This window comes from Achromobacter sp. Root565, from assembly GCF_001427425.1.
Lineage (GTDB): Bacteria > Pseudomonadota > Gammaproteobacteria > Burkholderiales > Burkholderiaceae_B > Achromobacter > Achromobacter spanius_D.
The window spans coordinates 1,152,255-1,176,138 of record NZ_LMGO01000001.1 but is presented as its reverse complement, the minus strand read 5'-3'; the positions used below and the strand labels follow the sequence as shown (position 1 = coordinate 1,176,138).

26 protein-coding genes are annotated in these 23,884 nt (G+C 67.7%); 18 read left to right on the top strand and 8 right to left on the bottom strand.

Annotated elements, in window-relative coordinates:
* Positions 1 to 211: 211 nt before the first annotated feature.
* Both ASD71_RS05285 and ASD71_RS05280 read left to right on the top strand, forming a co-directional pair.
* Positions 212 to 1,003, top strand: a complete 792-nt coding sequence (locus ASD71_RS05285; protein ID WP_200949357.1) for a DeoR/GlpR family DNA-binding transcription regulator — start codon at positions 212 to 214, stop codon at positions 1,001 to 1,003.
* Between the two features lie 97 nt (positions 1,004 to 1,100).
* A complete protein-coding gene (locus ASD71_RS05280) occupies positions 1,101 to 2,699 on the top strand; it encodes a glycerol-3-phosphate dehydrogenase/oxidase (RefSeq protein WP_056560705.1) in 1,599 nt (532 codons plus the stop codon).
* 4 nt (positions 2,700 to 2,703) lie between these two features.
* Here ASD71_RS05280 and ASD71_RS05275 read toward each other — a convergent pair whose 3' ends face one another.
* The 3 genes from ASD71_RS05275 to ASD71_RS05265 form a co-directional block, all read right to left on the bottom strand.
* Positions 2,704 to 3,303 (bottom strand): HD-GYP domain-containing protein, encoded by a 600-nt coding sequence (locus ASD71_RS05275; RefSeq protein ID WP_056560700.1) that lies wholly within the window; start codon positions 3,301 to 3,303, stop codon positions 2,704 to 2,706.
* A 144-nt stretch (positions 3,304 to 3,447) separates the two neighbouring features.
* On the bottom strand, positions 3,448 to 4,128 hold the full coding sequence (locus tag ASD71_RS05270; protein WP_056560697.1) for a type 1 glutamine amidotransferase domain-containing protein: 681 nt from the start codon (positions 4,126 to 4,128) through the stop codon (positions 3,448 to 3,450).
* The gene (locus ASD71_RS05265) at positions 4,125 to 5,174 is read right to left on the bottom strand and encodes an NADP-dependent oxidoreductase (RefSeq protein WP_056560695.1); all 1,050 of its coding nucleotides are present in this window, start codon (positions 5,172 to 5,174) and stop codon (positions 4,125 to 4,127) included. The genes ASD71_RS05270 and ASD71_RS05265 overlap by 4 nt, the downstream gene beginning before the upstream one ends.
* A 164-nt stretch (positions 5,175 to 5,338) precedes the next feature.
* Here ASD71_RS05265 and ASD71_RS05260 point away from each other — a divergent pair, with 164 nt between their 5' ends.
* The 10 genes from ASD71_RS05260 to ASD71_RS05215 all read left to right on the top strand — a co-directional run bounded on the left by ASD71_RS05260 (position 5,339) and on the right by ASD71_RS05215 (position 15,428).
* A complete protein-coding gene (locus ASD71_RS05260) occupies positions 5,339 to 6,106 on the top strand; it encodes a TetR/AcrR family transcriptional regulator (protein WP_056560692.1) in 768 nt (255 codons plus the stop codon).
* A gap of 2 nt (positions 6,107 to 6,108) precedes the next feature.
* Positions 6,109 to 7,062, top strand: a complete 954-nt coding sequence (locus ASD71_RS05255) for an HlyD family secretion protein (RefSeq protein ID WP_056560689.1) — start codon at positions 6,109 to 6,111, stop codon at positions 7,060 to 7,062.
* Positions 7,059 to 8,006, top strand: coding sequence for an ABC transporter ATP-binding protein (locus tag ASD71_RS05250; RefSeq protein WP_056560686.1), 948 nt, complete (start codon positions 7,059 to 7,061; stop codon positions 8,004 to 8,006). The genes ASD71_RS05255 and ASD71_RS05250 overlap by 4 nt, the downstream gene beginning before the upstream one ends.
* The gene (locus ASD71_RS05245) at positions 8,003 to 9,148 is read left to right on the top strand and encodes an ABC transporter permease (protein WP_056560683.1); all 1,146 of its coding nucleotides are present in this window, start codon (positions 8,003 to 8,005) and stop codon (positions 9,146 to 9,148) included. The genes ASD71_RS05250 and ASD71_RS05245 overlap by 4 nt, the downstream gene beginning before the upstream one ends.
* Positions 9,149 to 9,153: 5 nt before the next feature.
* Positions 9,154 to 10,623, top strand: coding sequence for an efflux transporter outer membrane subunit (locus tag ASD71_RS05240; protein ID WP_156395085.1), 1,470 nt, complete (start codon positions 9,154 to 9,156; stop codon positions 10,621 to 10,623).
* Between the two features lie 131 nt (positions 10,624 to 10,754).
* The gene (locus tag ASD71_RS05235) at positions 10,755 to 11,483 is read left to right on the top strand and encodes a response regulator transcription factor (RefSeq protein WP_056560680.1); all 729 of its coding nucleotides are present in this window, start codon (positions 10,755 to 10,757) and stop codon (positions 11,481 to 11,483) included.
* A 66-nt stretch (positions 11,484 to 11,549) separates the two neighbouring features.
* Entirely contained in the window at positions 11,550 to 12,032 is a 483-nt protein-coding gene (locus ASD71_RS05230; protein WP_056560677.1) for a YbaK/prolyl-tRNA synthetase associated domain-containing protein, read from the top strand.
* A 23-nt stretch (positions 12,033 to 12,055) separates the two neighbouring features.
* Positions 12,056 to 14,062 carry an FUSC family protein gene (locus tag ASD71_RS05225; protein ID WP_235512025.1) on the top strand — a complete coding sequence of 669 codons (2,007 nt, stop codon included), beginning with the start codon at positions 12,056 to 12,058 and terminating at the stop codon, positions 14,060 to 14,062.
* Positions 14,063 to 14,065: 3 nt separating this feature from the next.
* Positions 14,066 to 14,851, top strand: a complete 786-nt coding sequence (locus ASD71_RS05220; protein ID WP_056560674.1) for an NRDE family protein — start codon at positions 14,066 to 14,068, stop codon at positions 14,849 to 14,851.
* A 142-nt stretch (positions 14,852 to 14,993) separates the two neighbouring features.
* Positions 14,994 to 15,428, top strand: a complete 435-nt coding sequence (locus tag ASD71_RS05215) for a carboxypeptidase-like regulatory domain-containing protein (RefSeq protein ID WP_056560671.1) — start codon at positions 14,994 to 14,996, stop codon at positions 15,426 to 15,428.
* A 61-nt stretch (positions 15,429 to 15,489) separates the two neighbouring features.
* Here the strand turns inward: ASD71_RS05215 and ASD71_RS05210 are convergent, their stop codons facing one another.
* Positions 15,490 to 15,864 (bottom strand): MAPEG family protein, encoded by a 375-nt coding sequence (locus tag ASD71_RS05210; protein ID WP_056560668.1) that lies wholly within the window; start codon positions 15,862 to 15,864, stop codon positions 15,490 to 15,492.
* Positions 15,865 to 16,097: 233 nt separating this feature from the next.
* Here ASD71_RS05210 and ASD71_RS05205 point away from each other — a divergent pair, with 233 nt between their 5' ends.
* Complete coding sequence (locus ASD71_RS05205) at positions 16,098 to 16,934, top strand: type II CAAX prenyl endopeptidase Rce1 family protein (protein ID WP_235512024.1); 837 nt, start codon at positions 16,098 to 16,100, stop codon at positions 16,932 to 16,934.
* A gap of 12 nt (positions 16,935 to 16,946) precedes the next feature.
* Here the strand turns inward: ASD71_RS05205 and ASD71_RS05200 are convergent, their stop codons facing one another.
* The 4 genes from ASD71_RS05200 to arfB form a co-directional block, all read right to left on the bottom strand.
* Positions 16,947 to 18,002: an alkene reductase gene (locus tag ASD71_RS05200; protein ID WP_056560659.1), complete on the bottom strand. Its 1,056-nt coding sequence runs from the start codon at positions 18,000 to 18,002 to the stop codon at positions 16,947 to 16,949.
* 51 nt (positions 18,003 to 18,053) lie between these two features.
* Positions 18,054 to 18,401, bottom strand: a complete 348-nt coding sequence (locus tag ASD71_RS05195; protein ID WP_056560656.1) for a helix-turn-helix transcriptional regulator — start codon at positions 18,399 to 18,401, stop codon at positions 18,054 to 18,056.
* Positions 18,402 to 18,470: 69 nt separating this feature from the next.
* Positions 18,471 to 19,181, bottom strand: a complete 711-nt coding sequence (locus ASD71_RS05190) for a DUF2238 domain-containing protein (protein ID WP_056560653.1) — start codon at positions 19,179 to 19,181, stop codon at positions 18,471 to 18,473.
* 8 nt (positions 19,182 to 19,189) lie between these two features.
* Entirely contained in the window at positions 19,190 to 19,606 is a 417-nt protein-coding gene (gene arfB, locus ASD71_RS05185; protein WP_056560649.1) for an alternative ribosome rescue aminoacyl-tRNA hydrolase ArfB, read from the bottom strand.
* A 121-nt stretch (positions 19,607 to 19,727) separates the two neighbouring features.
* Between arfB and queE the strand changes: the two genes are divergently transcribed.
* The 5 genes from queE (at position 19,728) to ASD71_RS05160 (ending at position 23,884) form a co-directional block, all read left to right on the top strand.
* Complete coding sequence (queE, locus tag ASD71_RS05180; RefSeq protein ID WP_056560645.1) at positions 19,728 to 20,360, top strand: 7-carboxy-7-deazaguanine synthase; 633 nt, start codon at positions 19,728 to 19,730, stop codon at positions 20,358 to 20,360.
* 28 nt (positions 20,361 to 20,388) lie between these two features.
* Positions 20,389 to 20,832 carry a 6-carboxytetrahydropterin synthase QueD gene (gene queD, locus ASD71_RS05175; RefSeq protein WP_056560642.1) on the top strand — a complete coding sequence of 148 codons (444 nt, stop codon included), beginning with the start codon at positions 20,389 to 20,391 and terminating at the stop codon, positions 20,830 to 20,832.
* A gap of 321 nt (positions 20,833 to 21,153) precedes the next feature.
* Positions 21,154 to 21,627 (top strand): MarR family winged helix-turn-helix transcriptional regulator, encoded by a 474-nt coding sequence (locus ASD71_RS05170; RefSeq protein WP_056560638.1) that lies wholly within the window; start codon positions 21,154 to 21,156, stop codon positions 21,625 to 21,627.
* Positions 21,624 to 23,675, top strand: coding sequence for an FUSC family protein (locus ASD71_RS05165; RefSeq protein ID WP_056560635.1), 2,052 nt, complete (start codon positions 21,624 to 21,626; stop codon positions 23,673 to 23,675). The genes ASD71_RS05170 and ASD71_RS05165 overlap by 4 nt, the downstream gene beginning before the upstream one ends.
* Positions 23,672 to 23,884: a DUF1656 domain-containing protein gene (locus tag ASD71_RS05160; protein ID WP_056560632.1), complete on the top strand. Its 213-nt coding sequence runs from the start codon at positions 23,672 to 23,674 to the stop codon at positions 23,882 to 23,884. The genes ASD71_RS05165 and ASD71_RS05160 overlap by 4 nt, the downstream gene beginning before the upstream one ends.

The window sequence follows — 23,884 nt, the reverse complement described above, 5'->3', positions numbered from 1 at the left end:
TCAACCTACTTATACGTCCCTGTTTTACGGACTTCGGTATTCGGCACAGCGTCCCAGCTTGCACGCCCCCCGCATTCCCGCGCGGACGCAACATGATGAGCATACTCTTTCAGATGGCTTTCGTTTTTTGTGCGTTTTACCGAAGAAGCGAACAAAAAACAATCTTGCGGTGCGTCATTATTTTTCGCTTTTGTTGTTTTATCATTCGCTCATGACACTGAATCCACGACAGAGCGCGCTGATCGAAATGGTGCGGGCCCAGGGCTCGGCCTCTATCGAAGAGCTCGCCAAACGCTTCGACGTCACGCTGCAGACCGTGCGGCGGGACGTCAACATCCTTTCCGAAGCCGGCCTGCTGTCGCGCTTTCATGGCGGGGTGCGCATCGAGGCGTCCACCATCGAGAACATTGCGTACCGCAAGCGCCAGGGCCTGCACGCCGCGGGCAAGCAACGTATTGCCGAAGCGGTGGCGCGCGCCGTGCCGGACGGCTGTTCGCTGATCCTGAACATCGGCACCACCACCGAGGCCATCGCGCGCGCGCTGCTGCGCCATCGCGGGCTGCGCGTCATCACCAACAACCTGCACGTGGCCGACATCCTGTCCGACAACCCGGATTGCGAAGTCATCGTCGCGGGCGGCGTGGTGCGCTCGCGCGATCGCGGCATCGTCGGCGAAGCCACGATGGATTTCATCCGCCAGTTCAAGGTCGACATCGGCCTGATCGGCATTTCGGGCATCGAGGCCGACGGCACCCTGCGCGATTACGACTTCCGCGAAGTGCGCGTAGCGCGCACGATCATCGAGCAATCGCGCGAGGTCTGGCTGGCCGCCGACAGCAGCAAGTTCAAGCGCCAGGCCATGGTGGAACTGGCGCATATCTCGCAGATCGACCGCTTCTTTACCGATGCGCATCCGCAGGAGCCGCTGGCCCAAGTGTTGCTGGATTCCGGCGTGCGTTGCGATGTCGCCGCCGCGCCGCACCCCCCCAAACCCACACCCTGACCCCGACCCGCGCCCCGCTGCGGCCGCATCGTCCGCCCAGCCCTGCCGGCAAGCATCTCGACGCATTTACCTCGCGGCCCCGCCGCCCCCAAAGAACATGAACCAACCCCTCGCCTCCGTCACCCCGCCCGACCGCAGCCGTCTTCTGAACACGCTGGACAACACGCATTCCTGGGACGTCATCGTCATCGGCGGCGGCGCAACCGGCCTGGGCACGGCGGTCGATGCCGCCGCGCGCGGCTATCGGACCCTGCTGATCGAAGGCGCCGACTTCGCCAAGGGCACGTCCAGCAAGGCCACCAAGCTGGTGCACGGCGGCGTGCGCTACCTGGCGCAAGGCAATGTCAGTCTGGTGCGCGAGGCCCTGCACGAACGCGGCCTGCTCAACCGCAACGCCCCGCATCTGGTGTGGCCGCTGGGCTTTGTGGTGCCGGCCTACACCATGCTGGACCAGCCGTTCTACGGCATCGGCCTGAAGATGTACGACATGCTGGCCGGCAAGCTGAACCTGGCGCCCAGCCGGTGGCTGTCGCGCCGCGAAACGCTGGCCAACGCCCCCACCCTTGCCGAAAACGTGAGCGGGCGCAACCTGAAGGGCGGCGTGCTGTACTACGACGGCCAGTTCGACGACGCGCGCCTGGCCATGAGCCTGATGCGCACGCTGTTTGACCTGGGCGGCACGGCGGTCAACTACGTGCGCGCCACGGGCCTGACCACCACCCATGGCAAGGTCGACGGCGTGACCGTGCAGGATGTGATCGGCGGCGCAACGTTCACGCTGCGGGCGCGCTGCGTGGTCAACGCCACCGGCGTGTGGGTAGACGCCGTGCGCCGCATGGAAGACAAGAACGCGCAGACGATGGTCGCGCCCAGCCAGGGCGTGCACCTGACGCTGCCGCAGGATTTCCTGCCGGGCAAGCGCGCCGTGCTGATTCCGAAGACCGACGACGGCCGCGTGCTGTTCGTGGTGCCGTGGAACGGCCACACCATCGTCGGCACCACCGACACGCCGCGCCAGGATCTGCCGCTGGACCCCGACGCGGGCGCGCAGGACGTGGATTTCATCCTGAGCACCGCCGCGCGCTATCTCAGCCGCAAGCCGACGCGCGACGACGTGACCAGCGTCTGGGCCGGCCTGCGTCCGCTGGTCAAGGCGACCGGCGAAGCCTCCACCAAGAAGCTGTCGCGCGAGCACACGATTCTGGTGTCCAAGGCCGGCCTCGTGACGGTCACTGGCGGCAAGTGGACGACGTACCGCCGCATGGCGCAGGACGTGGTCGACACCGCCATCCAGCATCAGTTGCTGACCCAGGCCTCGTGCCGCACCGAATCGCTGCCGCTGCACGGCGCCAATGGTCTTGCGCCGTCGCAGGAACACGCAGGCACGCCGGACAGCTATTACGGCAGCGATCTGCCGACGTTGCAGGCTTTGCCCGGCGCGCAGCGCATGCTGGTCAAGGCCAGCGGCCTGTCCGAAGCGCATGTGCGTTTCGCGGCGCGCTTTGAACTGGCGCGCAGCGCCGAGGACGTGCTGGCGCGCCGCAACCGCGCGCTGTTCCTGGATGCCGAGGCGGCGATGCTGGCCGCCCCGGAAGTCGCGCGCATCCTGGCCGAGGAACTGGGCCACGACGCGGCCTGGCAGCAGCGCACGCTGCAGGACCTGGCCACCGTCGCGGCCACCTACCGTCTGAAGTAATCCGCTACGGCACGCGCAGGCGGCTTTCCCGGATCAACGATTCGAACACGCGCAGCAGGTCGGGATCGAACTTCGATCCCGCCTCCTGGTGCAGGATGTCCATGATCTGCGTGTGCGAGCGCGCCGGATGGTAGGGCCGCGCATCGCCCAGCGCATCGTAGGAATCGGCCACCGAGATGATCCGCGCGTGCAGCGCGATGACGTGGCCGGCAAGGCCGTCCGGATAACCGGAGCCGTCGAAATGCTCGTGATGGTGCCGCACCGCCAGCGCAATGGTCTCGCGCTGGGGCATCGCGGTCTGCATGATGAGGGCGGCGCCTGCGGCGGCGTGCGCCTTCATGATTTCCCAGTCTTCCCATACCAGCCGGTGCGGGCTGTGCAGCACGCGATCGGGCGTGCCGATCTTGCCCACGTCGTGAAGCCGCGCGGCGACGGTAATGACATCCACCTCGTGCTCGGGCAGTGCGCACGCCCGGGCCAGCGCCACGCTTAGCGCAGCCACTCTATTGCAATGCCGGCCAGTGGCCGGGTCACGCGCCTGTATCGCGGCAAACAGCGCCGCTTCGTAGGATCCTGCGGGAATTTCGGGTACGTCGGGGGGCATTGGAAAATCTGCGCGCCGCAACGGCATCGCGGCACGCGCATATCGGAAAGCCGGGATTCTGACACAATCCGCAACGATCTCCGGCCGCCGCACGCTGGGCGCGCGGCCGGGCCACGCTTTTCCGCCATGTTGCCGTGACGGCGATCAGGCTTTCAGGCGTTCCAGAAGCGCCTTGGCCACGCCCACCGACGAGCCGGGATTCTGGCCCGTGATGAGCAGGCCATCGCTGACCACGTGCGACTGCCAGTCCGGGCCGCTGCTGTACAGGCCGCCCAGTTTTTTCAGCTCGTCCTCGACCAGGAACGGCACCACATCGGTCAGTTGCACGGCGGCTTCTTCCGCATTGGAAAAGCCGGTGACCTGCCTGCCCTGCACCAGCGGCTTGCCGTCCGCCGTTTTGGCGTGGCGCAGCACGCCGGGCGCATGGCACACGGCCGACACCGGCTTGCCCGCGGCCAGCATGGTCTCGATCAGCGCCACCGATCTGGCGTCTTCGGCCAGGTCCCAAAGCGGGCCATGGCCGCCCGGGTAGAAAACCGCGTCGAAATCCGACGCCTGCACCTCGGCCAACCGGCGCGTCGATGCCAGCACGCGCTGCGCCTCGCTGTCCTTCTGGAAGCGGCGGGTGTCGTCGGTCTGCGCGTCCGGATCGTCGCTCTTGGGATCCAGCGGCGGCTGGCCGCCCAGCGGCGAAGCCAGCGTGACCTTGGCGCCCGCGTCCAGGAACGCGTAGTACGGCGCCGCAAACTCTTCCAGCCAGAAACCCGTCTTGCGGCCCGTATTGCCCAGCGTGTCGTGGGAAGTCAGCACGATCAGGATGTTCATGTAGCGCTCCATTCATCAGGGCCGACACGCACAATGCGTTTGCCGGCATTTTCGCCCTTGAGCAGCCCGATCAGCCCGCGCGGGGCGTTCTCCAGGCCGTCAACCACATCTTCACGGTATTTGATGCGTCCTTGCTTGATGAGGTCCTGCATGGCCTCACGGAATTCGCCGTAGCGATGCGCGTATTCGTTGAAGATGATGAAGCCCTGCATCCGCAGTCGTTTCGTCAGGATGGTGCGCATCAGCAGCCCCAGGCGGTCCGGGCCCTCGGCCTGGCTGGTGGCGTTGTAGGCCGAGATCAGCCCGCACACCGGGATGCGCGCGCGCGCATTCAGCAGGGGCAGCACGGCATCGAAGACGGCGCCGCCCACGTTTTCGAAGTACACGTCGATGCCTTGCGGCACCGCGTTCGCCAGACGCGTGGGCAGATCCGGCTGACGGTGGTCCACGCATTCGTCAAAGCCCAGTTCCTCGACCACGTAGCGGCATTTGTCCGGCCCGCCCGCAATGCCGACGACCCTGCAGCCATGGATCTTGGCGATCTGGCCGACCACGGCGCCGACCGCGCCGCTGGCCGCCGCGACGACGACCGTTTCGCCGGCCTTGGGCTGGCCGATGTCCAGGAGCCCCATGTAGCCGGTAAAGCCTGGCATGCCCAGCACGCCCAGCGACCAGGACGGGTTTTCGGGCTTGGCGCCCAGGCGCAGCAGGCCGGCGCCGTCGGACACCGCGAAATCCTGCCAGCCGGTCTGCGCCAGCACCCACTCGCCCACCTGGAATTGCGGATTGTTGGAGGCATGGACGCGCGTCACCGTGCCGCCCACCATCGGCTCGCCGATCTGCACGGGGTCGGCATAGGACGGCGCGTCGCTCATGCGGCCGCGCATGTAGGGGTCGAGCGACAGGTATACGGTGCGCAGCAGCACCTCGCCCTGCCCGGGTTGGGGAATGTCGCCGGTTTCCAGGCGGAAGTCGGCGTCGGTGGGCTCGCCGTGCGGGCGGGCCGCCAGCACAATGCGGCGGTTGGTTGATGCGGATTGCGGCATGAGGTTCGGTCTCCTTCGTAACGCCGGCCGGGCCTCGCGGACTACCCCCGGGCGGCAGGGTGGGGAACCGGCCCATTACACCATCGACGGCTGCGAGGCCGGGCCGTAACCCTGTTGATCGAACCCTCTTTTAATTAATTAAGTCTTTAATTAGAATCTGCCGCATGTCTGCCGCCGCTCACCCTCCCGCCCGACGCCCCGGCCGCCCGCCGCGTCCGGACAACGCCACCGCCCGCGCCAATTTGCTTGATCTGGCCACGCAACTGTTCGCCGCCCAGGGCGTCGCCGCGACCACCATTGCCAACATTGCGCAGCGCGCGGGCGTGACGCCCGCGATGCTGCACTACTACTTCAAAAGCCGGGATCAGTTGATCGACGCGGTGGTGCTGGAACGGATCGTGCCGGTCATCGGCTTTGTCTGGGCGCCCGTGCCGCTGGAAGGCGGTGGTGCCGTCATCGATGGTGCCCCTGCCAACGGGCCCGGCACCCTGCCCGACCCGGCTGCCGCGGCCCGCGGTTTCATCACCGAAGTGGTCGGCCGCGTGGTCCAAAGCGCCACGGAAAAGCCCTGGCTGCCGTCGCTGTGGATGCACGAAGTCGTCAATGAAGGCGGCCAGTTGCGCGATCGCGTGCTGCGCCATCTGCCGTCGGACCGGCTGCACGCATTTGCCGGTCTGATCGCCGAATGCCAGCGCCGGGGCGCCATCACGCCGGGTGTCGAACCGCGCCTGGTATTTCTGTCCATCCTCGGCCTGACGCTGCTGCCGCTCGCCACGTCCAACCTGTGGCGCCGCATCTGGCAGGACGACCCGGTGGCGCAGTCCATCGGCAACGAGGCGATCGCCGCCCACGCCATTGCCATGCTGACCGGCGGCCTGTTCACACAGCCCTCTCCGCCCTCCTCCCCCTCTGCCCCGACTCCAGGACGCTGACCATGCGCACCTTACGCCTCCTGTCCGCCCCCCTCGCCTTGCTGCCGCTGTTCGCCTGCGGCAACAACGACCAGCCGTTCTACCAGGGCTATGTCGAGGGCAATTACGTGTATGTCGCCTCGTCCGAACCGGGCCGCCTGGACACGCTTGCGGTGCGGCGCGGCCAGCAGGTCGACGCCAACCAGCCGCTGTACGCGCTGGACGCCACGCGCGAGGCCGCGGCACGCGATCAGGCGCTGGCGGAGGTGGCCGCGGCCCGCGCGCAACTGGAGGACATTGCCACCGGCAAGCGGGCGCCGGAGGTCGATGTCAGCCTGGCGCAACTGGCGCAGGCGCAGGCCGCCAGCCGCCGGTCCGCCGCGCAGCTGGCCCGCGACAATGCCCAGTTCCGCATCGGCGGCATCGCACGCTCGCAACTGGACGACAGCCGCGAACAGGCGCAGTCGGACGCGGCGCGCGTGCGCGAACTGCAGGCCCAGGTCGAGGTGAACCGGCTGCCCGGCCGCGACGAAGCCCGGCGCGCGCAGGCGTCACAAGTGGAGGCCGCCGACGCCGCGCTGGCGCAGGCCGAATGGACGCTGAACCAGAAACGGCTGGCCTCGCCAGCCGCCGGGCGGATCTTCGACACCATGTACCGGGTGGGCGAATGGGTGCCGGCCGGCAGTCCGGTCGTGAGCCTGCTGCCGCCCGGCAACATCAAGGTGCGGTTCTTCGTGCCGGAGACGGTGGTCGGGTCGCTGAAGATCGGCCAGCAAGCCACGCTGCGCTGCGACGGCTGCGGCGATCCGATACCCGTGCACATCGATTACGTATCGGACCAGGCCGAGTACACGCCGCCCGTTATCTACAGCCGCGAAAGCCGCAGCAAGCTGGTCTACATGGTGGAAGCGCGACCCGCCCCCGACGCGGCGGCGCGGCTGCATCCGGGACAGCCGGTGGAGGCGACCCTACCATGAACGCGCCCGGCGCCGGCGGCAACGTCATCGACGTGCACGGCCTGAACAAGCACTTCGGCAACAAGCACGTTGTGAACGACGTGTCGCTACAGGTCCGCGAAGGCGAGATCTTCGGCTTCCTGGGGCCCAATGGCAGCGGCAAGACGACCTGCATCCGCCTCATGTGCGGCCTGCTCACGCCGGATTCCGGCAGCGGCACCTGCCTGGGCTACGACATCCTGCGCGACAGCGCCGAGATCAAGCGCAACGTCGGCTACATGACGCAGAAGTTCTCGTACTGGGAAGACCTGACCATCCGCGAGAATCTGGATTTCGTCGCCCGCATGTACGGCATGCCCCAGCGCAAGGAAGCCGTGGACCGGGCCCTGCAGGACCTCGGGCTGCAAACGCGCGCCGGGCAACTGACGGGATCCTTGTCCGGCGGATGGAAGCAGCGCCTGGCGCTGGCCGCCTGCCTGCTGCACCAGCCACGGCTGCTGCTGCTGGACGAGCCCACGGCCGGCGTGGACCCGACGGCGCGGCGCGACTTCTGGGAGCAACTGCATGAACTGGCGGCGCGCGGCATATCCGTGCTGGTCAGCACGCATTACATGGACGAAGCCGAACGCTGCCACAAGCTGGCGTACATCTCGTACGGCAAGCTGCTGACGCAAGGCACCGCCGACGAGGTCATCGCCGAGCAGCGGCTGACCACCTGGGCGATCCACGGCGTCAACCTGGTGCCGCTGGGCCAGCAGTTGCGCAGCGCGCCCGGAGTCGACCAGACGGTCGCGTTCGGGTCCGCGCTGCACGTCAGCGGCCGGGATGCGGCCACGCTGGAACGCACGCTGCGCGCGGCCGTGGCGGGCCAAGACCTGCGCCTGGAACGCATCGACACCAGCCTGGAGGACGTCTTCATCTACCTGATGAACCAGTCCACCGACAACTTCGCGAGCAAGCCATGACCGCGCGCCCGAACGGCTTTTCGTGGTCGCGCTGGTGGAGCATGGTGCTCAAGGAGTTCCTGCAGCTGCGCCGCGACCGCATCACCTTCGGCATGATCGTGGGCCTGCCGATCATGCAGCTCGCGCTTTTCGGCTATGCCATCAATACCGATCCGCGCCAGATGCCCACCGCCATCATCGCGGCGGACCATAGCCCGTTCACGCGCAGCTTCATCGCGGCGATGCGCTCGTCGGACTACTTTCACATCGTCGAGGAGCTGGACACCGAAGAAGCCGGCCGCGCCGCGCTGGCGCAGGGCCGCGTGCTGTTCGTCGTGACCATTCCACCCGATTTCACCCGCAGCCTGCTGCGCGGCGAGCGCCCGGCGCTGCTGATCGAGGCCGACGCCACCGATCCCATGGCGACGGGCATGGCGCTGGGCGCAGCCACGCAGCTTACGCAAGCCGTCGCGCAAAAGGATTTGACCGGACCGCTTACCAGTCTGGCGGGCGGCCAACCACCTTTCGACGTGCGCATCCACCAGCTCTACAACGAAGAGCAGATCTCGCAATACAACACGGTGCCGGGGCTGATGGGCGTGATCCTGACAATGACGCTGGTGATGATGACCGGGCTGGCGATGACCCGCGAGCGCGAACGCGGCACCATGGAAAACCTGCTGGCGATGCCGGTGCGGCCGATCGAAGTGATGACCGGCAAGATCGTGCCCTACATCGCCATCGGGTTGATCCAGGCCAGCATCATTCTCGCGGCGGCGCATTTCGTCTTCCACGTGCCCATCATGGGCAGCCTGCTGTCCGTCTACCTGGCCGCGCTGCTGTTCGTCGCCGCGAATCTCACCGTCGGCATCACGCTGTCGTCGCTGGCGCAGAACCAGCTTCAGGCCATGCAGCTGACCATGTTCTATTTCCTGCCGAACATGCTGCTGTCCGGCTTCATGTTTCCGTTCCAGGGCATGCCGATGTGGGCGCAGCACCTGGGCAACCTGCTGCCGCTGACGTATTTCAACCGGCTGATCCGCGGCATCCTGCTCAAGGGCAACGGCTGGTGGGACCTGTGGCCCAACATCTGGCCCCTGATGCTGTTCACCGTCATCGTCATGACTGCCGCCGTGAAGTTCTACCGCCGCACCCTGGATTGAAGCCCATGTCCCGCCCCATCCTCATGCCCGCTTCCCGCCCCCTGGCCTCGATGGCGCTGTGCGCGCTGCTGTCGGCCTGCGCGGTGGGCCCCGACTTCGATACGCCCGCCGCGCCAGACGTGGCTGCCTACACGGCAAACGGGCAGGATGCGCTGTCCGCGGGCCAGCAGCGGCTGCAAGCGGGCGCCGACATTCCCGCGCAGTGGTGGCAATTGTTCCGGTCGGACGAGTTGGACCGCATGGTGCGGCAGGCGCTGGACGCCAGCCCCACGCTGGAGGAAGCGCGCGCCCGCTTGCGCCAGGCGCAGGAAGACCTGGCCGCTGACACCGGCGGCCGCATGCTGCCCGCCGTGGACGCCAATCTGTCGGCGGCCCGCAAAAAGGTCGATCCCGCCGCCTATGGCGTGCCGGTGGCCGAGCCGCCCCCGCCCTTCACGCTCTACAACGCCTCGATCGACGTGTCTTACACGCTGGACGTGTTCGGCGCCAACCGCCGCGCGCTGGAAAGCCTGGCCGCGCAAATGGATTACCAGGCGCACGAGCTGCAGGCGGCACGCATGTCGCTGGCGGCCAATGTCGTTACTGCCGCCATCCGGCAGGCGGATCTGGCCGAGCGGCTGGCCGCCACGCGCGACCTGTTGGCGGCGCAGGTCAGCCAGCAGGACATCATGCGCAAGCGCCTGGATGCAGGCGGCATTGCCCTGGCCGACCTGCGCAACCAGGAGCTGCTGGTCGCGCAGACCCGCGCCACCGTGCCGCCGCTGGAATACCAGCTTGCGCAGGTGACCCATCAGCTTGCCACCTACCTGGGCGTGCTGCCCGCCGCCCTGCAATCGCCGCCGCTGCGTCTGGCAGACCTGACACTGCCGCCCGACGTTCCCACCGGCGTGCCCTCGGCGCTGACGCGCCAGCGGCCCGACATCCTGGCGGCCGAAGCCCTGTGGCACAAGGCGTCGGCCGACGTGGGCGTGGCAACGGCCAACCTGTATCCGCAATTCACGCTGACCGCGAGTTTCGGTTCGCAGCGCACGGGCGTGAACGAGCTGTCCGATGGCGTCAACGTGTGGAACCTGGGACTCGGGCTGGTCCAGCCCCTTTTTCATGGTGGCGAGCTGCGGGCGCGCAAGCGGTCCGCCGAGGCCGCGTATGACGCCGCCGCCGCTTCATTCCGCCAGACGGTGCTTGATGGCTTTCGCCAGGTGGCCGATGCGTTGCGCGCGCTGCAGACGGACGGCGAGGCCTTTGCTGCTTACGACGACGCGTGGCGCCGCGCGGACGAGGCCGGCCGCATCGCGGCGGGCCGCTACCAGGCCGGCGGCATCAGTCACCTGAGCCTCCTGGACAGCCAGCGGCAGGTGTTGCAGACAAGGATTTCGCGCATCGAGGCGGACGCCGCGCGCTACACCGACACCGCCGCGCTGTTACAAGCGTTGGGCGGCGGCTGGTGGAACGAGGCGGCTCCCGCCGCTCCGTAAGCCCGCAAAAGGCACTCTGCGGGTCCATGGCCGAGAATTCGGGTAGGAAAGTGTCGTTGTGCGCGGCTTGGGAAACCGTTGTGTCCGTTCATCATGCAAGAGCTCAAGCTGCATGATGTTTACAACGATTCATGAATGACCTATTAGACCTGATCGTCTTCGCTCCCGACGCTGGCCAGCGCGTGCGCCGTAGCGACGAACTGGCCGAAATGGGGTTCTCGCCGCGCCCTTGCGAAGACTCCAACGGACTGTTCCGCCTGTTTCAAGCCCGCCGCACCCCGCTGCTCGTGATGCAAGCCGAATTTACCGATCTCTGCATGGCCGTCGCAGGTCTGCGCGCCATGGACACCACCGCCGGCATCGTTGCCATTTCCGCCTTCGATACCCCTGAGAACCGCATTCTCGGCCTGCACTGCGGCGCCGACGCCTGTTTTTCTCCCGAAGTCGTCACTGGCGAAATCGCCGCAGCCCTGCAGGCGCTGGTGCGCCGCGTCCCCACCACCGCCAGCCGCCGCGCGGCGGAGGCCGATGCGCGGACCGCGCCGCCGCCCGTGGCGCCCGCCGAACCGACCGGCAAGTGGCAATTCCTGGATGCCGCCTGGACACTGGTCAGCCCCCAGGGCACGCGATTGGCGCTGACCCAGGCCGAGCGCGAGTTCCTGCTCAAGCTGACCGGCGCGCCGGACAAGCGCATGCCGCGCGGCGATCCGCCGGGTATCGACCCGCACTCGGGCCGCGAATCCGTGCGCCGCACGGACGTCGTCGTCAGCCGCCTGCGACGCAAGGCGCAGGACGTGGACGTGGAATTGCCCATCCGCACCGTCTGGGGCTGGGGCTACGCGTTCACCGGGGAAATCTGACGCGCCGCGGGCGTATGATTCCGCGTACAAGGCCGACTCCCGGCCCGCCACTGCCCCCTTTGTCCCATGGAAGTCTTTGAACGCCTGCAAGCCCTGCTCATCCAGCATCAGGCGCGCTACCGCCTGCTCGAACACGCTGCCGCCGGCAAGTCCGTCGAAGTGGCCGCCATCCGCGGCACCGAGGTCAGCCAGGGCGCCAAGGCGCTGGTCTGCCGCGTGAAGATTTCGTCCAACCAGCGCAAGAACGTGCTTGCCGTCTTTCCGGCGGACAAACAGGCCGACCTGGACGCCATCGCGCGCGCGGCGGGCGGCAAGAAGGCTTCGCTGGCATCGCAGGACCTGGCGCGCGAGCTCACGGGCTGCGAGATCGGCGCCATTCCGCCCTTCAGCTTCAATCCCGACCTCGCGCTGCTGGTGGATCCCAGCCTGCGCGAGCGCCATGACGAAATCGTGTTCAATGCCGGACGCCTGGACGCGTCCATCCTGTTGAACACCGACGACTACTTCCGCCTGGCCGCGCCCGAAGAGGCGCCGCTGATCAAGGCCTGACCCGCGCCGCCCATGAGGCCACCTTGCCCCGCCCATTGACGAGCCACGGCGCGCGCGCCTCCAACATGCGCTGGCTGATGAGCCTGGCGCACATGGAACCGTCCCCGGTAAACCCCTGGGTGATGCTGCGGGCCGCCCTGGCCATCGGCCTGCCGTCCGCGGTGGGCATGGCGCTGGACCAAGGCGCCGCGGCCGCGCTGGTGGCGCTGGGCGCGCTGCCCGCCATCACGGGCGACAACGGGGGCCCCTACCGCAACCGCGCGCTATCCATCGGTTCCACGGTGTTTGGCGGCGCGTTCGGCTATCTGCTGGGCAATCTGATGTCGGGCCACGGCCTGTGGACCTCCGCGGCAATGACGCTGCTGGTGCTGGCGGCCAGCCTGATCGGCACCTTCAACAACATCGCCGCCGTCGCCACGCTGCAATTTGCCACGTATGTCATCGTCGGGTCCAGCTTGACGCCCACGCTGCCGCCCTGGCTGCCGCCGGTGCTGGTGGGCGTGGGCGGGCTGTTCGGGCTGGCGCTTACGCTGTCCGGCTGGGTCGTCAATCCCATCGCGCCGGAGCGGGCCGCCGTGGCGCAGGCCTACCGCAAGCTGGCCGCCATGTTCGCGGCCATCGGCACGTCTCGGGTGATGGCGGCGCGCCGCGACATGGAAGCCGCCATGGCGACGGCCTACGACACCGTCCTGGCCGCGCGAGGCCGATCGGCGGGCCCGTCGCCCCGGCTGGCGCGGCTGGCTGCGCAATTGCAGGCGTGCACTCCGCTCACCAACGCCGCGCTGGCGCTGGCGCGCGCCGGCCGCGTGTTGCCGGACGAATGTGCCCGCGTCATGAATCACCTGGCCGACCGGGTCGAGAACGATGCCCAGCCGGACGCGCGCGACGACATCGCCGCGCTGCACCGCGCGGGCATGCCGCAGCTGGCCGAGGCACTGGAGCAGGTGCAGCCGCTGCTGCACGGCGCCCGCGCCAATCAGACCAACCAGGCCACTGGGGCCATCGAGGCCGACGCCTTTGCCGACCTGCAGCCCGCACCGGCGCGCACGCCGTGGCGCGTGCTGATCCGCACTTACCGGCCCGGGCCGACGACCCTGCGCTACCTGGTCCGGCTGGGTCTGTGCCTCGTCGCCGCCGAGGCCGTCGCCCTGGCGGCCGCGCTGCCGCGGTCCTATTGGGTGCCGCTGATCGTCGTAGTGGTGTTCAAGCCCAACTTCGGCTCGGTGTTCGCGCGCGCGCTGCAAAGCTGCGCGGGCAGCGCGGTCGGCGTGGCGATCAGCGCCACCGTGCTTGCGCTGGATCGCGGCGGCTTGGCCAGCCTGCTCACCGTTGCCGCGCTGGCCGCGCTGCTGCCGTGGTCGATACGGCGCAACTACGGGCTGTTCTCGGCGATTCTGGTGCCCATCCTCATGCTGCTGATCGGGGCGCTGCAACCGGGAAGCTGGGCCATTGCGCTGGCGCGGCTGGTCGACGTGGGCGTCGCGGCGGCCATCGTGCTGCTGGTGGGCTACCTGCCGTGGATCCGCATCGAACGCAGCAACCTGGACCATGCCGTGTCCGCTGCCACGTCCACGCTGGCGGCCTACCTGAACACCGTCTTTCAGACCGATCCCGGCAGCCGGCACGATCTCCGCGCCCGCGCCTACGCGCGCCTGTCGGACCTGCGCATCGCCCTGCAGCGCGGTCTGTCCGAACCCCGCCTGGTCAGCCGCCGCGCGCTAGCCTGGTGGCCGGTGGAAGTGGCCCTGGAACGCGTGGCCAATGCCATCTCGGACACGGCCTGGTCGCTGCCCGCCGGTCAGGATGCGCCGGCCGCCGCTCAGGTCGCTCAGTTGGCCGCCACCCTGGACAGCATTGCCGCGGCCGTCGAACAAGGCCTGCCGGTCCCCCCCGATGCCGTCGTGGCGCCGTCACCCGTGCTGCGGGACGTGGCCGCGCAGATCGAAGCCTTGCGCGTCACGCTGGCCGGTCCCGACTTCACCGCGGCGCCCGGCAGGCCTGCCGCCCCATCCACCCTTCATCAGGTCTGAATCATGTGTCTTGCCGTCCTGGCCCTGCACACGCTGCCCGGCATCCCTGTGCTGATCGCCGCGAACCGCGACGAATTCCACGCGCGCCCCACCCTCCCCGCGGCGCGATGGCCCGACGCGCCGGCCATCTATGCCGGGCGCGATGGCCAGGCGGGCGGCACCTGGATGGGCGCGACTGCGCAGGGTCGCTATGCGCTGGTCACCAATTTCCGCGAGCCCGGCCGGCACCTGGACAACGCCCCGTCGCGCGGCGCGCTGGTCGAGGACTTTCTGCGCGGCGCCATGACGCCGCAGGCCTACCTTGAGACCGTGCACGCCATGGACCAGGCGTACAACGGCTTCAACCTGATCGTGGGCGACGCGCGGCAAGCCTGGTACTTGAGCAACCGCAACGGCGGACCCCGCGCGCTGGCACCCGGCGTCTACGCCCTGTCCAATCACCTGCTGGACACGCCGTGGCCCAAGCTGGCGCGCACCAAGGCTGCGTTCTCAGCCGTGCTGCACCACCAGCCGCAGCCCGACCTGCCCGCGCTGTTCACGGCGCTTGGCGACCGCAGCCCGGCGGACGAAGCCGATCTGCCGGCCACCGGCCTGCCTTTGGCGCGCGAACGCCTGTTGAGCAGCCCGTTCATCGTCAGCCCCGACTATGGCACGCGCAGCTCCAGCGTCATGGCGCTGCACGGCAACGGCACGGGTGCACTGGAGGAACGGCGGTTCGCCCCGGACGGCTCGGTCAGCGGCGTCAGCCAACTGACGTTTTCCTGGCATGCGGCCGGCAGCGGCGCGTGACGCGGGGCGCCTGATACAAACGGTTGATTTCCGAGGCGGACGGACGCGAACTCGCCTTGCGCGGTCACGTCGAATGGTTGCAAGCTACTGGCGTGGGCAGCCGCAACGCGCTGCCGCGCCGGTTTTTCTGCAGGAGAACTCCATGAACAAACGTTTTGAACGCTGCACGATGGCCGCCGCCATGGCCCTGGGCAGCATTGCGCTAGCCGGTGTCCTGTCCACCGCCCAGGCGGCCATGCCGCCCGTGCAGCACCAGGGCTCGGTCGAATACGTCAGCGGCGGCATCGGCATCGACGAATCCGAAGCCATGAAGGCCGCATCCAGCAGCTATCCGCTGGCGTTGACCTTTGCCGCGCAACGCGGCGGCAAGGCCGATTACGTGGCCGACGTGACCGTCGCGATCCGGGATGCGCAGGGCAAGGCTGTGCTTCAGACGACCGCGCAGGGCCCTTACATGCTGGTGAAGCTGCCGGCGGGCAACTACCGGATCTCGGCCACATTCGATGGCAAGGCGCAGGAGCGCGAGGTCACTGTGCAAGGCTCGGGCACCGCGCGCGCGATGTTCGAATGGAAGTGATGGCGTTGGGGCGCGGCTGGTAAGGCCGCGGCCCAGATCCTGTTCAACGGCGCTGGTCGCGTCAGACGCCCGCAAACAGAATCGCTATGACAAAGCCCACGCCCGCGGTCCAGACCAGCGAGCGCAGCGCGCCCCAGTTCGCCAGGTACATCGCCAGATAGCCCAGCCGCGTGCCCAGCCAGCACGCCATCAGCGTGGCGACGTGCGCGGGAGACGCCTGGTTGTATAGCGCGAACAACACGGCGGCATAAAAGAACGGCAACGCTTCGAACGTGTTGACCTGCGCGGCGTTGGCGCGCGCGCGCCAACCCTCCTGCCGCGCCAGCCAGGCCCGCGGATCGTTGTTGTCGAATTTCTTGCCGCCGGCCTTGGCGATGATCGTGGACACGAACGGCAGCAGCGCCGCCGCCAACATCAACCACGCGATTGTCTTCATTCCTGACTCCATTGCTGGCGGCGTAGGGGCCGCCGGATGCGCGGGGCGTGTGCCGCCGCTGCCGCATGGTCGCCTGAAAAGCCGGGCAAGGCAAAGCCGCCGACGGTGGCTCGGGTATCAAGGGTGGCGCAGGCAGCATCGAACACGCCGGCGGCGTAAGCCCCGCGGTTGGCGAAGGCCGCGCTTACACTCGGCCCTTTGCAATTGCTTCCCGCCCGCCCATGCCGCACGTCATGCCCTGGTTTGCCCTGTTCCTGGCCGCCGCCCTGCTCTGGCCGCCCTGCACACACCGTTGGGCGCTTGTCCCGCTGGCGGTGGCATGGACCTGGGCTTTAGCCGACGGGACGGCCGATCTCGTTGCGCTCACATGGCCCGCGCTGCTGCTGGTTGCCGCGGCGCTGGTGCGCTCCCACGCAAGGTCGGCCGCGCGCGTGGCCGGGCATGGGCTCTTCGTGATCGTGGCCGTGCTGCTCTTTGCACATCTGCTGCCCGGCTTTCACAACCTGCGCGCGATCGATCCCGCGCCGCTCAGTCCGGACGCGATCCCTTTCGGCATGTACCTGAACCTGGACAAACCGCTCGTGGGGTTCTGGGTGGTGCTGGTGCTGGCGCCGCCCATGGCCGCGGCCCACACGCGCCTGACCGTGCAGGCGGCGATCCTCGCATGCGCCGCCGCGGTGGCGGCCTGCCTGGGACTGGCGCTGGCGCTGGGCGTGGTGGCGTGGGCGCCGAAATGGCCGGCGTCAGGCTGGATCTGGCTAATCAACAATGCCTTGCTGGTGACGCTGGCGGAAGAGGCGCTGTTCCGCGGATATGTGCAGCAGCAGCTGGCGCACTGGTGGCGCCGTCGCGCATGGGGCGCGTGGGCGGCGGTGGCCGTGGCGGCCGTGCTGTTCGGACTGGCCCATTACGCGGGCGGTTGGCAATGGATGCTGTTGGCCGGGCTGGCAGGCGCGGCGTATGGCGCCGCCTACCATTACGGCGGCTTGGGCGCCGCCGTGCTGGCGCATCTGGGCCTGAACGCGGCGCACTTCGGATTGTTCACGTATCCAATGCGCGCCGCGCTATGAACGGCCGGCGGTTCAGGCCGCCAGCGCCGGATAGTCCGTATACCCTTCCGGACCCGAGGCGTAGAAGGTAGCCGGGTTCGGCGTATTCAGCGGGGCCTTGCGTTCCAGTCGCTCGGCCAGATCGGGCGTGGCGATGTACGGCACGCCAAACGCGACGGCGTCGGCCTTGCCGGCAGCGATGGCGGCTTCGGCGGTGTCGCGCGTGTAGCCTTCGTTGGCGATAAATACGCCGCCGAACTCGGCCTTGATCATCGGCGCCAGGCTGTCCGGCGCTTCGTGCTCGCGGGCGCAAATGAACGCGATGCCACGCTTGCCCAGTTCACGCGCCACGTAGCCGAACAGGCCCGGCAGATCCGAATCGCCCATATCGTGAGCATCGGCGCGCGGCGACAGATGCACGCCGACGCGGCCCGCGCCCCACACCGCCACGCAGGCGTCGACCACTTCCAGCAGCAGGCGCGCGCGGTTTTCGATGGAACCGCCGTACTGATCCGTGCGGTGGTTGGTGCTGTCCTGCAGGAACTGATCCAGCAGATAGCCGTTGGCGGCATGCACCTCCACACCATCAAAACCGGCTTCCATCGCCAGCTTCGCGCCGTGGCGATAGGCCTCGACCACGCCGGGGATCTCGGCGGTCTCCAGCGCGCGCGGCGTCACGTATTCGCGCTTGGGGCGCACGTGGCTGACGTGGCCCTTGGCAGCGATGGCGCTAGGCGCGACCGGCAGTTCGCCGTCCAGGAACATCGGGTCGGAAATGCGGCCCACGTGCCAGAGCTGCGCGACGATCAGGCTGCCCTTGCCGTGCACGGCATCGACCACCTTGCGCCACCCCTTGACCTGTTCCGGCGACCACAGCCCCGGCGTGTCGGCGTAGCCCACGCCCTGCGGCGTGACCGACGTGGCTTCCGTCAGGATCAGGCCGGCGCCCGAGCGCTGGGTGTAGTACTCGACCATCAGATCGTTCGGCACGCGGCCGGCGCTGGCGCGTTGACGCGTCAGCGGCGCCATCACGACACGGTTGCGCAGGGTCAGGTCGCCGACTTTCAGCGGTTCAAACAGGGGGTTCATGCAAAATCCTTTCGTCCCGGCAATGGGGCGCTTGCGGGTATGGCAGACGGGCTACATATCCAGATTCAACTGCCGCAGAAACGCGGCAATCACGGGTTCATTGCGACGAAAAAAAACCCACTGCCCCACCTTGGTGGCCGAGATCAGGCCGGCGCGCTGCAGCACGGCCAGATGCGACGACACCGTCGACTGGGACAGACCGCAGCGATCATCGATGTGGCCCGCGCACACCCCGTGTTCGAAGGTGTGGCCCGGGCGCTCCTCGAAATACGCATGCGGCGTCTTCAGCCAGGCCAGGATGTCGCGGCGAACCGGATTGGCCAGCGCCTTGAGGATGGCGTCGGCGTCGATCGCGGGTTGCGCGGCGTTCTGGTCGGAAGGTGAGGAAGTTGCGGTCATATTGGTATATCGCAATTTACCGAATCATATATCGGATTTATCCGATATATCGTCATGCCCCTGCTGCCATCAAGGATTTTCGGCTCCGGTCTGGCGGTCCGCCGGCCGCTGGCGCTCCGGCTTGAGGCTGTCGGCCCAGTCGCGGGCAAGGTCGCGCTGCGCCTTCCAGTTGACCAGTGCGGTGATGGCCATGGCGATCACCGCGCCCAGCGCCGCCAGCGCCATGTCCTTCTGCGCATCCCAGATATCGCCTTGCGTGCCCAGGTAGGCCGCGCCCAGGTCGCCGCCAAAGAACTCCGCGGCGCCCCACTCGATCAGTTCGTAGAGCGCCGACGTCGACAGCGTCACGTCCATCGGCAGGAAGTACGCCCAGAAGCCGCGCACCTCGGCCACGCGCAGGAAGATCTCGCGGATCGGATAAGCCAGCAGCAACCCGTACGAAAAGTGCACGACGCGGTCGAAATTGTTGCGTTCCCAACCCAGCAGGCTGTTCAAGCTGCGGCCGGTCAACGCGCGCCACCAGTCGTCGTACGGCACGAGCGAATACGTATAGTGCGCGCCCACCGTGTGCAGGCACAGGAACAGAAAGATCAGCGTGTACGACACGCGCGAAAACACGAACGCGCGCCGCGTCGCAAACAGCACGGCGCCCAGGCCCAGCACCAGCGCGTTTTCCAGCGCCCAGGCGGAGCGGTCGTGCGGACTGATGGCCAGCGCCACCCAGATGACGGCGAACACGCAGGCCAGCGTGACCAGATAGCGGCGGCGCGCGTCGGCCATGGTGCGCCCTAGTCGCCCTGCACCCGGCCGCGCAGCCGCTTGACCTCGCCGTGCAGCACCTTGCGCTGCACGCGGCGGCGTTGCGACGAGCGCGTCGGCTTGGTGGCGCGGCGGGGCTTGTCGACCTGGATGGCCGACCGCACCATGCCCACCAGGCGCTCGATGGCCTCGGCGCGGTTCTTTTCCTGGCTGCGGAAGGACTGCGACTTGATGACGATCACGCCCTCTTTCGAGATGCGATGGTCGCTGATGGCGCACAACGCATCCTGCACCTCGGGCGGCAGGCGGGAAGCGCGCACATCGAAGCGCAGGTGGACGGCGCTGGACACCTTGTTGACGTTCTGCCCGCCGGCGCCCTGCGCACGGATCATGGTGAAGGTCAGGTCGCGCTCGTCAATGAAAAGCGAGTCTTGGACGTGAAACATAGGCGGGAAGTCTACAGGGGCGGGCCACGTCTTGCAGGGTCTTTCGGCGGATATTGGCCGCGCCAAGTAAAATAGTGCGCTTTTGCTCGAATTCCGTGGCGCCCTACCGCCCGCATCTCCTATGACTTACTCCGCCAAAGAAATCTTCAAGACCCTGCAAGGCGAAGGCGCCCACGCAGGCCGCGCGGCGGTATTCTGCCGGTTTTCGGGCTGTAATCTCTGGACCGGCCGCGAAAGCGACCGTGCCAGCGCCGCCTGCACCTTCTGCGACACCGATTTCATCGGCACCGACGGAGACGGCGGCGGCAAGTTCGCCTCGGCCGAACGGCTGGCCGATGCCATTGCCGCGGCCTGGGGCCCCGACGCCGGCAACCGCTACGTGGTCTTCACGGGTGGCGAGCCGCTGCTGCAACTGGACGCGCCGCTGCTCGACGCAATCCACGCCCGCGGCTTTACCGTCGCCATCGAAACCAACGGCACGATCAAGCCGCCTGCCGGCATCGACTGGATCTGCGTCAGCCCCAAGGGCACAGCTCCGGTCGTGATCGAACGCGGCAATGAGCTCAAGCTGGTCTACCCGCAGCTCAACGCCCTGCCCGACGCCTTCGCGCATCTGGATTTCGAACACTTCTTCCTGCAACCCATGGACGGACCGGCGCGCGCGGCCAACACCGAGCAGGCCGTCCAATACTGCATGCAGCATCCGCAATGGCGGCTCAGCCTGCAAACCCACAAATACATAGGCATTCCATGATTTACCCCCACGCCTTGCGGAGCACGCGATGATTTCCGTGACCCGCAGGCTCGAGTTCGACGCCGGCCACCGCATCCCCGATCACCGCAGCCAGTGCCGCAATCTGCACGGCCACCGCTACGTGCTGGAAATCACCCTGACGGGTGACATCGTGCAGGCGCCCGGCGAGTCCGACAACGGCATGGTGATGGACTTCTCCGAGATCAAGCACATCGCCAAGACGCACATCGTGGACGTCTGGGACCATGCGTTCCTGGTCTACGAAGGCGACGACGCCGTGCGCGGCTTTCTGGACACCCTGCCCGGGCACAAGACGGTCGTGCTTGACCGGATTCCTACCGCGGAAAACCTGGCGACCATCGTCTTCGAAACGCTGGCGCCGCAATACCACGGCCATTACGGCGCGGAACTGCGACTGACGCGCGTGCGTCTGTATGAAACGCCGAACTGCTGGGCCGACTGCAACGGCTGATCCCGGCCGGGCGGTGGGCGTCGGACACCCGATTGCGGGTTGTTTGCCCGGTGTCTGACACCCGTTGAGAACGTCTTCCCATCGAACCGGTGCCGCCAGGGTGTCAGACACCTCGACCTGAGTGTTTGACGCCGGCATCGGCTGGCATTGCATGGGTGTCTGACACCCGAATCGGCTCACACGGGCAGTCGCATTCCCGTCTTCGGCCCTGTTTTCCACCCATGGAAAACCGCCCTGCTATTTCCCCAATTGGAAAAATCTATCGGGATAGTCGCCATTTTCAATTATTAGTAAGCTAATAGATAGGATACAATCGAATTCATGCTTACTCCTTCCGACTCCCAGCTCATGGCCACCACCGCCAACCTGATGGTGCTGTCGCGCGCCTACCGCGGCGCTGCCGATAAAGCGCTTGCCGACTATGGCCTTTCTCAAGCGACTGCGTGGCCCGTCATTCTGGCCGGCCGTCTTGGCGACGGGGTTCGCCAAGGCGCGCTGGCCGAAGCTTTGGGCGTCGAAGGCCCCTCGCTTGTGCGCGTGCTGGATCAACTGGTGGCCGCCGGCCTGATGGAACGGCGCGAAGACCCCCACGATCGCCGCGCACGCACCCTGCACCTGACCGACGCCGGCCACGCGCTGCGCGCGCAGGTCGAAGATGTGCTGGTTGAACTGCGCCGCCGCATCTTTCACGACGTCAGCGAATCCGATCTGCAAGCCTGCCTGCGCGTCTTCGACGCCCTGAAGGTGTCGCTGGGCCGCAGCGGCGCTGGCGCGCAAGAGGACGCGCGGCCATGAAGCTGCCCAACGTCCGCGAAACCGTCTTCTCGCTCAAGAGCTACCTGAGCGCCATCATGGCGCTCTACCTGGCTTACAGCATTGGTTTGCCGCGTCCGTTCTGGGCCATGACCACCGCTTACGTCGTGGCGCAGCCGTGGTCCGGCGCCGTGCGTTCCAAGGCGCTGTACCGCCTGGTCGGCACCTTCTTCGGGTCGGCGGCCACCGTGTACATGGTGCCGCGGCTGTCGAACTCGCCCGTCGTCATGACCGGCGCGATGGTGCTGTGGGTGGGCGCCTGCCTGTACATGTCGGTGCTGGACCGCACGCCGCGGTCCTATCTGTTCATGCTGGCCGGCTACACCGCGGCGATGATCGGCTTTCCCAGCGTCACCGACCCTTCGCTCGTGTTCGACACGGCACTGGCCCGCGTCGAGGAAATCAGCCTGGGCATCGTGTGCGCCACGCTGATCCACAGCATCGTGCTGCCGCGCGGCCTGGCGCCCGCGTTGACGCTGCAACTGGACAAGGCCGTGCGCGATGCGCGCAACTGGATGCACGACACGCTCAGCGGCAAGGCCGCCGAACAGCGCGACAAGGACCGCCGCGAACTGGCCAACGACATCACGCAACTGCGCCTCTTGTCCACCCACGTTCCTTTCGACACCAGCAACCTGCGCTGGACCGCGGGCGCCGTGCGCGCCATGCAGGACCAGATCGCGGCGCTGACGCCGGCCGTGTCCGCCGTCGAAGACCGCATGCGCGCCTTGCAGGCCAACGGCCAGACGCTGCCCGAACCCGTGCAGTCGCTGCTCTCCGATATCTCGGAATGGATCAACGCCGGCCCGCAGGCCTCGCACGAGACCGCCGTGCAGTTGCGCGCCGCCGTGACGCGGCTGACACCCGGCATCGACAGCCGTTCCACCTGGCGCGACGCGCTGCTGGCCAGCCTGATGGCGCGTCTGCGCGAACTGATCGACACCTATGACGAATGCCTGGCGCTGCGCCGCGACATCCGCGCCGGGCTGCAGGGCGCGCCGGTGCGCGCCCCGCGCACGACCCGCGATCCGAACTCCGCGCTGCACCGCGACCACGGCATGGCGCTGCTGTCGGCGCTGGCCGCGGGCCTGGCCATTTCGGTGTGCTGCGCCTTCTGGATCGGCACGGCCTGGAGCAACGGCGCCACCGCCGCGCTGATGGCCGCGATCTTCAGCTGCTTTTTCGCCTCGCAGGACAATCCCGTGCCCGGCATCATGCAGTTCCTGACCTACACGGTGTATTCCATCCCGCTGTCGGCGCTGTATCTGCTGGGCATCATGCCGGCCATTCATTCGTTCGAGATGCTGGCGCTGTCCATGCTGCCGACCGCCTTCGTGCTGGGCGTGTTCATCGCCCGCCCGGCCAGCACCGGCAAGGCCATGGCGATGCTGTTCGGGTTCCTGGGCACCATGGCGCTGCAGGACACCAACACCGCCGACGTCGTGTCGTTCATCGACACGCAGGTCGCGCAGTGCATGGGCGTGGCCACGGCCGCGATCATTGCGGCCATTTTCCGCACCGTCAGTGTCGACTGGAGCGCACGCCGCATCCAGGCCGCCAACTGGAAAGAACTGGCGACGCTGGCCAGTTCGCCGCGCGCGCCCTCGCGCCACACGTATACGGCCCGCATGCTGGACCGCATCGGCCTGTTGCAGCCGCGACTGGCGCTGGCCAAGCGGCCCGACGATCTGGTGGCCGCCGACGCGCTGAAGGACCTGCGCGTAGGCCGCGACATCACCGAGCTGCAGCGGGCGCGCCGCCATCTGCCAATGGCGGAACCCACGATCCAGCCGGTGCTGAACAGCCTGGCGCAGTTCTTCAAGATCCGTTCGTCGGGCCGCGTGCAGGACAAGACGCCGGAATTCCTGGCGCAGATCGACCGCGCACTGTGCAGTGTTGCCGCCACCCCGCAAGGCCCCCATGCGCGCGACCGCGCCGTGGTGGCGCTGGTCGGCATCCGCCGCGCCTTCTTTCCCGACGCGCCCGACTATCAACCCGCCCATCCGACCCTGGAGGGCCAAGCATCATGATTGGCGAATTCAATCTCTACGGCATTTATTTCCCCTGGCTGCTCGTGCTGGGCGTCGTCACCCTGGCCGTGGCCTGGGGCGTGCGCCGCGTGCTGGCACGCGCCGGGCTGTATCGCCTGGTGTGGCACCCCGCGCTTTTTGATTTGGCGCTCTTCGTGGTGCTGCTGTACGGCGTCTCCCTCATTTCCCCGCATTTTCTTCAGAGATAG